The sequence below is a fragment of the Vibrio sp. 10N.239.312.D08 genome, from assembly GCF_041466145.1.
Lineage (GTDB): Bacteria > Pseudomonadota > Gammaproteobacteria > Enterobacterales > Vibrionaceae > Vibrio > Vibrio crassostreae_C.
The window spans coordinates 1-13,303 of the sequence record NZ_JBFSSD010000028.1 but is presented as its reverse complement, the minus strand read 5'-3'; the positions used below and the strand labels follow the sequence as shown (position 1 = coordinate 13,303).

Here is a 13,303-nt window from a genome sequence, read left to right as displayed (position 1 = left end):
CTTTATTAAAGTACCGCAAAATGGCGTTTGATAGAATAAAAATCTGATGAATGTCGCATTTCAGTGTCACGTTTAGCCTTTTTGTTGTCACTCTTTTCTAAATTTTAATTAATCGCTTTCTTGGTTATTGGCTAAGATGAATAAAGGGGCGGGATCGCTTAAAATCACAGGAATGTTGAAAAGATATAGTACATTCTTGATCTAAGTGGGTACTGCCCATAAAGTATCAAACTAATATAATAATAATTTAGATGTGAACGAGGTCGATTTGTCACATTTCCAGCAAACTATCTCCGCTTTGATTGAGCGAGTACAAAATGCCCAAGCAAGCGAAGTTCGTTGTGTTGAAGTTCTAACGCAAAAACCATCGTTTGCATTTATAGAATGGCTTCATGCTCAACCGCTCTTTCCTAAGTTCTACTGGCAGTCACGCGACACTCGTGAAGAGGTTGTTGCGCTCGGACAGTTACATACGTTTTCAGATCCTGCACCCGCGTACGCTATTCTTGGTGAAGACCAACGAATCTGGGGTGGACGCTCGTTTGATGGGCACACCGCAAAGAACCGTCGCTGCATGGAGTCGTTTTTCTTCCTTCCTCAGGTTGAATTGATCCGCTTTGACAATACTTGGTCGCTGGCGGTTAATTTGTCCCCTGATCGCGTTTCTTCTATTAATGCTTTGAATAAGCTTTCTGTAGAAGCCGCGATATTGGCGCCTTTGTCTGCCCATATTGAACAGATCAATCACGTTCCAGAAAGAGAGCAGTGGGGCAACCTTGTCGATAAAGTGCTGCAAGGCATTAGCGATGAAGAGTACAAAAAAGTCGTTTTAGCACGTAAAACCACACTGCAACTCGATGCGCCTATCTGCGCAGCTCAATTACTTAAAGCCAGCTATCTGCAAAATCACCACAGTTTCCACTTTATGTTGGTGCTGGATTCTAAACACAGTTTCATTGGCTCGACACCAGAGCGCTTATATAGCCGACATGGTACGGAGCTTGATACCGAGGCGCTTGCTGGAACCATTGGTCGCGGAGAGAACGCTACTGAGGATATGGAACTGGCCAACTGGCTTTCTCAAGACAGCAAAAACCTCAATGAGAACCAGTATGTGGTCGACGACATCATTGAGCGTCTCACTCCTCATTCTCAAACGGTCCATGTTGAAAAGGATGCGCGTCTAGTGCGCTTGCGTAAGGTGCAGCATTTGAAGCGCAATATCCATGCTCAGCTCAACAATGGCGTTAATGGTGTGCAGTTGCTTGCTGCCTTACAGCCAACTGCTGCGGTGGCGGGTTTACCTCGTAAAGAGGCGATGGATTTCATTCTTGAACACGAACCGTTTGCACGAGGTTGGTATGCAGGCTCTGTAGGCTATATCAGTCATCAGCGAGCGGAATTCTGCGTGGCGATTCGAAGCGCCTTGATTGTAAACGATCAAGTACAACTGTTTGCTGGCGCGGGGATCGTGCCGGGATCGGTTGCCGAACATGAATGGCAAGAGCTGAACAAGAAGATGTCTACTCTGCTTAGCTTAATTTCAGATCACCCTCCATTGGGTGTCGCGTCATGAATCACGACCAAGCCGTATTAAATAGAGTTTGGTGTCACACGTTACTTGAAGAGCTTGCACGTAATGGCGTTGAACATGTTTGTGTTGCTCCGGGCTCTCGCTCAACGCCGCTAACTCTCGAAGCTGAAGCCAACTCCAAGTTAACCTTACACACGCACTTTGATGAGCGTGGTCTTGGGTTTTTAGCTTTAGGCTTAGCAAAGGCTAGCAACAAACCGGTTGCGGTGATTGTGACATCAGGAACCGCTGTGGCGAATTTGCTTCCTGCGACGGCTGAATCTGGGCTGACCCGAGAGAAGCTGATCTTGCTAACCTCTGATAGGCCCATCGACTTGGTCGACTGTGGTGCCAATCAAGCGATTCAGCAGCATGGTATCTTTTCGTCTCACGTTGAAACGGCACTAAACCTTCCAAGTCCAACGACACAAGTTTCTTTGAATTGGCTTTTGACGTCGGTTGATAACGCACTGGCGAAACAGCGCAGCGTCGGTGGGGCTATTCATATCAACTGTCCGTTCCCAGAACCGCTTTATTCCGCTAATAGCGCCGAGATGTATGCGGATTATACAAAGAGCGTGGCAGCTTGGAGAGCTTCAACCTGCCTTTACTCGAACACTTATTTGCCCAGTCATTTAATCGCTCAGCCTGTCTCAGCAAGTGATTATGTCGCTCGTAAAGGCGCAGTGATTATTGGTTCTATCGAGAATGAAGCCGCAATTAAAGCCAAGCAGTTTGCGACAGCTTTGGGCTGGCCAGTATTCTGTGACCCTCAATCGGGTGTCAGTAGTGACTGGAAACACTATGATTTATGGATGCAAAGTGACGCAGCCAAAGCACAGCTTAGTCAGTGTGATTTTATTATCCAGTTTGGTGAGCGCATCGTATCTAAACGACTAAACCAATGGATTAAGTCACAAGCGGCTTCGTTCGATTCCACGCAATATGTAGTGGTTTCACCTGATGCGCACCGTATAAATCAAGATCATCTACCTCAAACTCATATTGTTGCCAATATTGAGTCATGGATAACCGATCAACATCTGCCAACATTGTTAGGCAAACACTCTGGTTGGGCGACGCCTTTAATCGAGGTCGCAAATACCGTTCAGCAACTCGCACTCGCACAAATATCCAATAATGACCAACTGACAGAGTTGAGTGTTGCGGTTGACTTGTCGTCTAGACTTAAAGACAGAGAGTTGTTTGTGGGAAACAGCTTGATGGTAAGGCTGGTGGATATGTTGTCGTCAATATCTGCGAATCGAGTTTACAGCAATCGTGGTGCATCGGGCATTGATGGCTTGGTGGCGACGGCTGCGGGCGTGGTGAAAGCTAACCAGAATCCTTTATTGATGTTGATTGGCGATACTTCTTTGCTTTACGATATCAACTCACTGGCTCTGCTGACTCATAATTTAACGCCGATGGTTATTGTTGTGACCAACAATGATGGTGGTGCGATCTTTGATTTATTGCCGGTGCCAGAGCAGCAGAAACAGTCACTTTATCAAATGCCTCATGGTTTCAGTTTTGAACACGCTGCTGCGCAATTCCAGTTGGGATACGCTGCGCCAGAAACCTTGAATTGCTATCAAACCATTATCGAACAACATTTCGAACAGGGTCAGGGTACCTTGCTCGTGGAAGTTAAGACGCCTCCCGAACAAGCGTCTACTTTGCTGAAACAATTCAGTTCAATGCTCACCGAGGCATTAGCCTAAGGACTTTACATGCTTTACTCCGATTATTACCCAGCTGTACAAGATTCTTCTGACAAACCTTTGCTTGTTTTCTTACATGGTTTACTCGGGAGCGGGGATGATTGGAGTGCATGTCATCCATTCCTAGAGGGTTTTCCTCTCCTTTGCATAGATTTACCCGGACACGGACAAAGTCGCTTTATCGATCCGGTAGGGTTTGATCATTGCTGCAAGAAAATTGTCCAGTGCATCACATCTCAACTGGCGCTCAACGATCTTCCTGCTGATTACCCTATCGTGGTGATCGGATATTCTATGGGCGGCAGACTCGCTATGTATGGGGTGACAAGCCCTTGCTTCGAGACGCTTAACCTAGAGAAAGTCATCATTGAAGGTGGCAACTTTGGTTTGGAATGTGATGAAGAAAGAGCACAAAGGTTAGTACATGATACGCAGTGGGCTGTTCGCTTTGCACAGCAGTCGATTGAAGATGTTTTAGACGATTGGTATCAACAAAGCGTCTTTTCTTCACTAAATCATGAGCAAAGACAAACTTTGGTCATAAAGCGTAGTGGTAACCTTGGAGTATCCGTAGCAAATATGTTGTTATCTACTTCGTTAGCTAAGCAACCGGATTTACGTGCCACATTGAAATCTCATGAGCACTTATTGCATTATGTGTGTGGAGAAAAAGACCGTAAATTCATGGAGCTAGCTGAGAATAGTGGCTTTGAATATAGTCAGGTGGATTACGCTGGTCATAATGTTCATTTTGAGCAACCAGAACTGTTTTCCAACCTGATAATCCAATGTATCGCGAGTCGTCGTTAATCTGACTGAGCGATTCTCTCGTATTAAGCACTATCAAAAGCAGAGCAACACCGTCACGACTACTCGTTAGTCGTGGTCTCTAATAGAACAATGGGAATCACCATGGCTAAAACAGTAGGCATCACAGAAGAAGAACTTTACGCGGCAGTTAACTGGAACGATGAAAGCAGTCAATACGAAGATATTCAGTACCACAAGTCTGACGACGGTATTGCAAAAATCACGATTGCGCGTCCTCAAGTCCACAATGCGTTCCGTCCACAAACCGTAAAAGAGATGATCAATGCATTGGCTGACGCTCGTTACGACGAGAAAGTAGGTGTGATCATTTTGACGGGTCTTGGTGAGAAGGCGTTCTGTTCTGGTGGTGACCAAAGTATTCGCGGTGACTACGGCGGCTACCAAGACGATTCAGGTACACATCACCTGAACGTACTGGATTTCCAGCGTCAAATTCGTACTTGTCCAAAACCAGTTATCGCAGCGGTATCGGGTTGGGCAGTCGGTGGCGGTCATGTACTTCACATGATGGCAGACCTTACTATTGCAGCTGAAAACGCGCAGTTCGGTCAGACGGGTCCTAAAGTGGGTTCTTTCGATGGCGGTTGGGGTGCTTCTTACATGGCTCGTATCGTTGGTCAAAAGAAAGCACGTGAAATCTGGTTCTTGTGCCGCTTCTACGATGCACAAGAAGCACTGGACATGGGCCTTGTAAACACCGTTGTTCCTGTTGCTGACCTAGAAAAAGAGACAGTTCGTTGGTGTCGTGAAGTGCTTCAACACAGCCCAATGGCACTGCGTTGCTTGAAAGCGGCACTGAACGCTGACTGTGATGGTCAAGCAGGCTTACAAGAGTTGGCTGGTAACGCAACCATGATGTTCTACATGACAGAGGAAGGCCAAGAAGGCCGCAACGCATTCAACGAGAAACGTCGACCGGACTTCGACAAGTTCCCGCGTAATCCATAGTCTTTCTCCTCTTCAAAATGAGTCGCTAATAGCGGCTCGTTTTGTTTTGATGTTCCCCGTTTTTTAGGAAACTTTATGAACTCAGTGAATTCTCAGCGTCACGCTAAACTTTACCGTTATCAATTACCTATGGATAGTGGTGTGGTTCTTCGTGACAATAAGTTGAACGAACGTGTTGGCTATATCATCCAACTTGAGTGTGATGGTAAAACTGGTTTTGGCGAAGTTGCGCCTTTGCCCGGTTTTAGCCAAGAAGATGCCGAACAAGCTGGCATTCAGCTTCAACACGAATTAGAGCTTTGGAGCCACAATAAGCCTCAAACGCCTTTCGACGAGCTGTATCCTTCTGTCGCGTTTGGCTTTTCAATGGCGATGATGGAATTGCGAGGCGATCTTAACGCTCAAGGTAACTACCAAGCGGCGCCTTTGTGTACAGGCGATCCAGATGAACTGATTCCTGTATTGAATGAGATGGTAGGCGAGAAGGTCGCGAAAGTGAAAGTCGGCCTCTACGAAGCGATTCGCGATGGCATGTTGGTTAGCTTATTCCTTGAGTCGATCCCTGATTTGACTCTAAGACTTGATGCCAACCGTGCGTGGAAGCCAGAGAAAGCGAAGCAATTCATTAAATACATTTCGCCGTCAATGCGACAGCGTATAAGCTTTATCGAAGAGCCTTGCCAAAAGCCAGAAGACAGTTTGGCCTTTGCCATTGACCATGGTGTGGCGATTGCGTGGGACGAGACACTGCAAGAAGCGGTGCGCAGCCCGGAATTTGATCTTAGCGACCTTACTGGTGTTAAAGCAGTCGTGATCAAGCCAACTCTTATTGGTTCTGTCGAGCGTTGCGTGGCAATCATTGAGCGAGCACAGAAGCTTGGAATGAAACCTGTATTGAGCTCAAGCATTGAGTCGAGCCTAGGTCTGACTCAGATTGCTCGTCTGGCGCAGCAATATTTGCCAATTGAAGTGCCGGGGTTGGATACGATTGGCTTGTTCAAGCAGCAGCTAGAGGTTTCTTGGCCGGGCTGTCAGTTGCCTGTCTCTACGCTTGAAAAGCAACAATTGATTTGGTCTTCTTAGACCGAGCTATTTGAATGGCTATTTAGTTAGCTTAACAAGTTCTTAATCTATTTTTGGTTATCATATGATGCGCCCACAATCTAATCATCCCCCGCTCTGGGTAAAGTGGGCGCAGCAAAACCCACTTCAACCAGCGTTAGCGACCACTCACCGCACTTATACTTGGCAGCAAGTGTTTGTGTTGGTTAGTGAGTACCAACAACAGCTATCTCATCAAGGCCTATCTGAAGGTGATGTACTGACGATTGTTGGTAAGAATCAAGCTGAAGTGATCCCTGTTTATCTTGCCGCACTCAATTTGGGTGTGGTTTGTGCGTTTACGATGCCTCAGCCTAGTTTACGCCTGAAGCAAAAGCTCGATTCCTTATATCAAGCAGATCAACAGAGCTACCTTTGGCTCTTGGGCAATAGCGGAATAGAGCAATCAGAGACTGCCGATTTGAATACTCAGTTGGTGACCTTGCCTTGCCTAAGTGAACTGAAGTTTGATGGTGATGATGAGCAGATAACGACACCTCAAGAATCCAATTTCAATCCGCAAAATCTAGCGAGCATCGTATTCACTTCAGGTTCTACCGGAAACCCAAAAGCGGTCGCTCATACACTTGAGCAGCACCTATGCTCTGCGTCAGGGCTGCTTGAGGTGTTTCGTTATCAACAAGGTGACACGTGGTTACTGAGTTTACCTATGTACCATGTGTCGGGGCTGGCGATAGTTCATCGTTGGTTGGCGGCTGGTGGTTGCATCAAAATAGGCACAGGTCAGCTTGAAACCGATATAGAAGAATGCAGTCATGCTTCATTGGTCGCTACTCAACTACATCGATTGTTAAAGAGTAAGCAAGCACTTACTTTAACGCATGTACTTTTGGGTGGTAGTCATATACCAGAAGCACTTGGGCTCGAAGCTCAACAAATGGGCATCGAAACATGGCTTGGATACGGCATGACTGAAGCGGCTTCAACCGTGACCGCGAAGCCCGTTGATGCCGGCAGCACCGCCGGTTTTGTCCTTAACCATCGCCAGCTGAAAATTGAAGAACAACGTATCTTTATTGGCGGCGATACGCTTGCTTCTGGTTATTACTATCAGGGCGAGTTAACGCCATTAGTTGATGAGAATGGTTGGTTCGACAGTAAAGATCTTGGTGAGTGGGTTGGTGAACAAGTGTCGATTATTGGTCGCGCCGACAATCAGTTTATTTCTGGTGGTGAGAACATTCATTGCGAAGAGATTGAGCGAGCACTCAATCAGTTGTCTGAGGTTAATCAGGCGTTTATTGTTCCTATTGAAGACGATGAGTTCGGGTTTCGGCCTGTCGCTATTGTGGATTGTGCTGATTTGCCAACCAAAGAGTGGTTTGCTGAGCAATTGAATGGACGTCTTGAGCGGTTCAAATTTCCTGTTGAGTATTATCGAATGCCTGAGCAAGAACAGCAGGGTATTAAGGTCTCACGCGCTGGATTGGCCTCTTGGTTGTCTCAGCATAGGAGTTAAAGGTAAGCGCTTACCTCGACGTTATTTGCGAAGTTGTTAGGTGACTAAGTTGTCAGGCGGTTAGTTAATTTAGCAATTAGATAGTTCAAAACAGAATTTATTATCTTTATAACCATCCATCATAATAAGCCATATAAATAACGGATTATAGAATAAGGTCTTATTATGAAAATTGCCCTCACCATTGCGGTTTTACTGCAGATAGGCCAAGCAATCATCTCGTCAGGGTTGACTCGTTCGTTGGCTGAGCTCACCGCATTTGTGTTGGTTGTGGTACTTGTTTTAATGAAAAGAGAGAGCAAGAAGAGTGATAAGCCCCTGTTTGATTCGTGATTGTTACAACAAAGAATACCCTTACCACAAACGATAAAGGCAAAGCCCATTGGAGCTTTGCCTTTTTGTTTTGTTGCTCGCTAACTTGAGTGTCTAGTTCACCGAACAAACATCTAAAGCGTTTCTATGCGGGCTAAGCGAGAGTTAACCACGCCAATGAACCCGTTGAGATCATGACCCACATTGTAATACCAAACATCAGTGGTTTCGGCCCTGCCGCTTTTAACTTCTCAACTGAAATACCACAGCCAATTAAGAACAAACACACGACCAGTGCTCGCTTAGACACATCAAAGATTCCTTGATAGACCATCTCAAATTGTGGCAGTAAGTCACTCACCGCGATAGCGGCGCAATAGAAGAAAATGAAGTAGGGAACCGTAATCTTCTTTTGATCGTTCTTGAAGATCATCGCACTAATTAAAGCGATTGGGATGATCCAAAGTGCGCGAGCGAGCTTCAATGTTGTCGCTGTCGTCAGTGCTTCTTCGCCATACGCTGAAGCTGCACCTACTACAGAAGACGTATCGTGAATCGCTATCGCTGCCCAAGTACCAAATGTTTGTTGGCTGAGCTCAAGCGCGTGACCAATCATCGGGAATAAGAATAGAGCAACCGAGTTCAACACGAATACGGTGGCTAATGCCAAGCCAATCTGTTCATCGTCTGCTTTGATCGCGGGTGCCACTGCTGCTATCGCGCTACCACCACAAATCGCGGTACCAGAAGATATAAGATAGCCCGTAGTGCGGTCTAGCCCCATTTGTTTCGCCAAGAACCAACCAATGACTAATGTACCGATAATCGTCGTTACAATGAGCCCAATACCATCGCCTGTTACTGCTAATGCTTTTTCAAACTGAATACCAAAACCCAAGCCAACAATAGAGTAGGCCAGTAGCTTTTTGTTAAGTTTGCCGACTTCCAAGTGTTCAGGGACTAATCCTAAACTAGCAAGCAGGAAACCGATAACCAGGGCTGTCGGTGAGCTAACCCAAGGCGTTAAGCAAAACAGTGCAGCAAGATAAAATGGAACGGACTTTTTTAGGTTCATTGTATTTAGAGTCTTGTTTTGTTGTGGCGTTATTGTGATGAGACCACTATACGTTCAATAAAATGATAAGTAAGTCTAAATGAATTGAACAAACGTTAAGGAAAACTTAACGCTTGTTCAACTGATATGAATAAAGGGCTGGTTAACTAGCGTAATGATCCGCGAAGGTCAGAGACTGACTGTCGAAGCGTTTCACAAGAGGCTTGTTTAGGTGAAATCGGCTCGCCAGCTTCTATCTCTAGCTTAGTCCAGAAGCGAGTGGGTAACCCTTTGCAGGCACGGCCTTTGTAACGACTAAAGTAGCTACCCCATAATCCTTTAAGAGCCATAGGAATCACTGGGACAGGGGAACGTTTGATGATCAGCTCCATACCACGCATGAACTCAGCCATTTCGCCATCAGAGGTGAGCTTTCCTTCTGGGAAAATACACACGATGTGACCTTCATGCAGGGCACGCTCTACTTCTTTGAAAGCGTTTCGAATCGAGTTGCGGTTGGTCGCGGAGATTGGAATCACCCCAGCTCTTTTCAAGAAGCGTCGAATTGGCGGCAACTTGGTGTAATCCTCTTCCATCACAAAACGGATCAAGCGAGGGCAAACCGCACTCAGCAGCAGTGCATCCATATAACTCACATGGTTGCAGACAATCAACGCACCGCCCTTTTCTGGCAGGTGATGTAAGTTCTTATGTTTAACTCTGTACATGGTGTGAGTGACCACCCACGTAAAGAAGCGGAAAGCGTAGATAGGCACCTGATAAAACAGGTACAGCATCACCAAAGTGTTGCCCACTGCGAGCAAGATAAACAGCTGCGGAATTGAAAGATCTAGAACACTAAGGCAAACAATACCTAATACCGCACTTCCCACCATGAACAGTGAGTTGTAGATATTGAGCCCGGCAATCACTTGGGCACGCTCGTCGGGCTTGGCACGTAACTGCATCAGTGAATACAGAGGAACAATAAAGACACCGCCAGAGATACCCAGAAGCAGAAGGTAAGCAAACAGTGGCCACAGCTCTGAGTAGGTTACGAATTGATGGAAAGAACTAAAGTCAGGCAAAGACTCCGGGATGGATATCGCCATCAGAAGACCGAAGATCGAGATACCTAAGCTGCCCATTGGCACGATGCCAATCTCAATGAGGTGATTAGATAACTTATCGCAAGCCAAAGAGCCGATCGCGATGCCTACTGAGAACAGTGCCAGTAAAAAGGCGACTGAGCTTTCAGTGCCGTTTAGGTGCAGTTTAGTGAAGTTGGGGAACTGAGTTAGGTAAGCCGCACCAAGGAACCAGAACCAGCTGATAGACATCAGAGCTTGAAAGGTCGGGCGATCTTTTTTGGCAATCGCAAGTGTCGCGCAGGTCAGTTTTACAGGTTGCCACTTTACTTTAAGATCTGGTGCATTACTTGGCGCATGTGGGATAAAGCAGCTTGATGCATAGCCAAGCACGGCGAACGAAACAATACACACCGCAGCAATGAGCTTCGCGCCTTCTTCAGATGCAATGATGCCTGCGCCTAGAGTACCAATCAGGATCGCTAAGAATGTACCTGTCTCGACGAGAGCGTTACCAGATACCAGTTCTTTTGTTTCTAACTGCTGTGGAAGCAGGGCGTATTTCACCGGACCAAAGAAAGCACTCTGCGTTCCCATAAGGAACAGGAGCAGAAGTAATATTCCGTAGCTTTCGTAGATGAATCCGATCGCACCCAGTGACATGATCACTACTTCGAGGAGCTTAACTTTACGGATAAACCACGATTTTTCGTATTTGTCGGCCAGTACACCAGCCAAAGCTGAAAATAGGAAGAAGGGCAGAATAAAAAGGCCAGCGGCCAAATTAATGAATAGATTGCTGGAAATAGGCAGCGTGTCTACGCTTGCGAAAGCAACAAACAGTAACAGGACATTTTTGAATATGTTGTCGTTAAAGGCTCCTAGAAATTGGGTAATAAAGTAGGGTAGGAACCTTTTTTGCGTTAACAGCGAAGATTGGCTGCTGTTGTTCATTGTCTTTCCTTGGATGATTACCAGTTGGTTAAGTAGTTTGAGACTAGGTTATTGATCAGCTCTTTACCATCAATAGGCTCAGAGGCGAAAAATTTATCATCAACGCTAAGTAGAGTAATTCCGTGTACTCCAGACCATAATACACGGCTGGCTTTAACGACTTCGCTTTTCGTATGTTCAGGAGCAATCGCTACTAGCAACTGTTCTAGCATGCCTGTCATTCTATCGATGCGGTTCGATTGCCATTCAGGAAGGTTTTCACCGTTCATGTTGTGCTCAAAGATAAGCTGCCAACGGTGAGGGTGTCTCTGTGCAAAATCGTGGTAGCAGTAGGCAAGGTTGAATAGAGCTTGTTGAGGGTTGCTCGATTGTTCAACAGTTGCAGCGGATTCTGACGCCAGTTCATCTAATGTTTGAGCGACCACATGCAAAAGCAGTAGGTTGTAATTACCAAATACATTTACTAAGGTACTTGGAACGTAACCAATCATATTGGCGATTTTACGTAGACTTAGCTCGTGATAAGAGTGCTCTTCTAAGAAGTCGGTTACCGTTTTTAAGGTTAATTGCACTAATTGTTCGCGAGTATGATCGTTTCGTCTTGCCATGGGTACTTTCTATTAAATGAACATCGTTCAATATTTTAATGCTGCCCCTGAGTGCCGTCAATCCCTTCGCTAGTTTAGTAATCAATTAATAGCCGCAATATTATGATACATGTGTAAACACGGTGAATATTTCATTGTTCTTTGTTAACGAGTATGATTAAGGTGTCGAAAGATAAAAAACCTATAAAGGATAATAATGAAACGATTTTTCTCACTAGTCGCGATCCTGTTGGTAACAGTCGCGGTGACGCCAATCGCAGAAGCGAAAAAGTTTGGTGGTGGTAAGTCATTTGGCAAAAGCTTTAAAACGGCTCCAGCACCAAAACAACAAAACACGAATTCGATCCGTCAAGATCAAACAGGTAAGAACACAGCAGCTAACTCTAGCAAGAAAGGCCTTATGGGCGGTCTGCTAGGTGGTTTACTTGCTGGTGGTCTTTTAGCTGCATTCTTTGGTGGCGCATTTGAAGGTATCCAGTTCATGGATATTCTGATCATGGGTCTGATTGCTTTCCTAGCGTTTAAATTCCTACGTGGAATGTTGGGCGCGAAGCAGGGCTCAATGAATCAGCAGAATGCACGTGGCCAACAGCCAGCATTCGGCGGCATGGGTCAGAACAAGTTTGAACAACCTAAGCAACAACCAAATGTTCATAACTTCGAGCAAGCACAACCTCAATCACAAGGCACTGCTGGTGGTTTCGGTTTTGGTGCACAAAGCGATGTTCCACATAACTACCCACCGGGCTTTGATCAAGCGGCATTCATCAACGGTTCTCGTGAGCACTACCGTACACTGCAAGGTGCATGGAACCACAATGAGCTAAACACGATTGAAGAATACGTATCTCCAAGCCTATTTGAAGACCTAAAAGCTGAGCGTAATAAGCTAGACGGTGATCAGCACACAGACGTAATGTACGTTGATGCTGAAATCGTTCGCGCAGACCACGATGGTAGCAAAGCACAGCTAAGCCTTCAGTTTAGCGGTCGTTACCGTGACACAGCGGATGGCGTTGAAGAAGATATCACTGATATCTGGCACCTAGAGCGTGACCTAACAACTAACAATGCACCTTGGTTAATTGTTGGTATTCAAGGTTAATTCCAGGATTTAACTCAACATCAATAGGATGTAGTTATTCGGAATGACACCAAATAATAGAAAGCCCCTGCTGAGAAATCAGCAGGGGCTTTTTTGCGTCTAATGATATGTATCTTAGTTAAAGATTGGATTAACCTGAGACTAACTAACTGATTTTATTTGGATGTAATGAGTAATGACAAAGTTCTTTGAACCCGTATTGGAGCCTGAGGTTACTTTGCAGCAGAAACAGATAATTGCGAACGAATGCGAAGAACATATATCGACCCATTGTTTAGGCTGCGCTGCTTATCTGGTTTGTGAGCGTCATGCTGAAGTATGGGATCACTGATGTTTGAATGATTTAGCTCGATTAGTTATTTGTAGTAGCGGGTTAGTGTTTAGGAAGTTGAGGGTTGTTTTAGAAGACACGTTTAGTAAGAGATAAAGCTCAGAAACGAAAAAAGCCAACTCAATGAGTTGGCTTTTCGATTTGTGCGCCGAGCATGGCGTTGATCTAGGAGGTGAAAGTCCTCTACGGGCTCA

Annotated in this window: 11 protein-coding genes; 8 read left to right on the top strand and 3 right to left on the bottom strand. The window is 45.6% G+C overall.

The window, feature by feature from the left end; all coding sequences use genetic code 11:
* Nucleotides 1-268 precede the first annotated feature (268 nt).
* The 7 genes from AB6D58_RS15260 (at nucleotide 269) to AB6D58_RS15230 (ending at nucleotide 7,990) form a co-directional block, all read left to right on the top strand.
* On the top strand, nucleotides 269-1,576 hold the full coding sequence (locus AB6D58_RS15260) for an isochorismate synthase MenF (protein WP_065583685.1): 1,308 nt from the start codon (nucleotides 269-271) through the stop codon (nucleotides 1,574-1,576).
* Nucleotides 1,573-3,297 carry a 2-succinyl-5-enolpyruvyl-6-hydroxy-3-cyclohexene-1-carboxylic-acid synthase gene (gene menD, locus AB6D58_RS15255; protein ID WP_372157698.1) on the top strand — a complete coding sequence of 575 codons (1,725 nt, stop codon included), beginning with the start codon at nucleotides 1,573-1,575 and terminating at the stop codon, nucleotides 3,295-3,297. The genes AB6D58_RS15260 and menD overlap by 4 nt, the downstream gene beginning before the upstream one ends.
* Nucleotides 3,298-3,306: 9 nt before the next feature.
* Entirely contained in the window at nucleotides 3,307-4,107 is an 801-nt protein-coding gene (gene menH, locus AB6D58_RS15250; protein WP_132743519.1) for a 2-succinyl-6-hydroxy-2,4-cyclohexadiene-1-carboxylate synthase, read from the top strand.
* 102 nt (nucleotides 4,108-4,209) lie between these two features.
* Entirely contained in the window at nucleotides 4,210-5,076 is an 867-nt protein-coding gene (gene menB, locus AB6D58_RS15245) for a 1,4-dihydroxy-2-naphthoyl-CoA synthase (RefSeq protein ID WP_123301837.1), read from the top strand.
* Nucleotides 5,077-5,151: 75 nt separating this feature from the next.
* Nucleotides 5,152-6,159, top strand: coding sequence for an o-succinylbenzoate synthase (menC, locus tag AB6D58_RS15240; RefSeq protein WP_372157696.1), 1,008 nt, complete (start codon nucleotides 5,152-5,154; stop codon nucleotides 6,157-6,159).
* A gap of 64 nt (nucleotides 6,160-6,223) precedes the next feature.
* Nucleotides 6,224-7,657, top strand: coding sequence for an o-succinylbenzoate--CoA ligase (gene menE / locus AB6D58_RS15235; protein WP_372157693.1), 1,434 nt, complete (start codon nucleotides 6,224-6,226; stop codon nucleotides 7,655-7,657).
* 165 nt (nucleotides 7,658-7,822) lie between these two features.
* The gene (locus AB6D58_RS15230) at nucleotides 7,823-7,990 is read left to right on the top strand and encodes a hypothetical protein (protein WP_017060175.1); all 168 of its coding nucleotides are present in this window, start codon (nucleotides 7,823-7,825) and stop codon (nucleotides 7,988-7,990) included.
* A gap of 133 nt (nucleotides 7,991-8,123) precedes the next feature.
* Here AB6D58_RS15230 and AB6D58_RS15225 read toward each other — a convergent pair whose 3' ends face one another.
* The 3 genes from AB6D58_RS15225 to AB6D58_RS15215 all read right to left on the bottom strand — a co-directional run bounded on the left by AB6D58_RS15225 (nucleotide 8,124) and on the right by AB6D58_RS15215 (nucleotide 11,673).
* Nucleotides 8,124-9,044 carry a YeiH family protein gene (locus tag AB6D58_RS15225; protein ID WP_372157691.1) on the bottom strand — a complete coding sequence of 307 codons (921 nt, stop codon included), beginning with the start codon at nucleotides 9,042-9,044 and terminating at the stop codon, nucleotides 8,124-8,126.
* A 146-nt stretch (nucleotides 9,045-9,190) separates the two neighbouring features.
* Nucleotides 9,191-11,065 carry an MFS transporter gene (locus AB6D58_RS15220; protein ID WP_372157688.1) on the bottom strand — a complete coding sequence of 625 codons (1,875 nt, stop codon included), beginning with the start codon at nucleotides 11,063-11,065 and terminating at the stop codon, nucleotides 9,191-9,193.
* Nucleotides 11,066-11,082: 17 nt separating this feature from the next.
* The gene (locus AB6D58_RS15215; protein WP_048613073.1) at nucleotides 11,083-11,673 is read right to left on the bottom strand and encodes a TetR/AcrR family transcriptional regulator; all 591 of its coding nucleotides are present in this window, start codon (nucleotides 11,671-11,673) and stop codon (nucleotides 11,083-11,085) included.
* Nucleotides 11,674-11,869: 196 nt separating this feature from the next.
* On the opposite strand from AB6D58_RS15215, the gene AB6D58_RS15210 reads away from it, so the two are divergent.
* The gene (locus AB6D58_RS15210) at nucleotides 11,870-12,778 is read left to right on the top strand and encodes a Tim44 domain-containing protein (protein WP_017060179.1); all 909 of its coding nucleotides are present in this window, start codon (nucleotides 11,870-11,872) and stop codon (nucleotides 12,776-12,778) included.
* The last annotated feature ends 525 nt before the right edge of the window (nucleotides 12,779-13,303 follow it).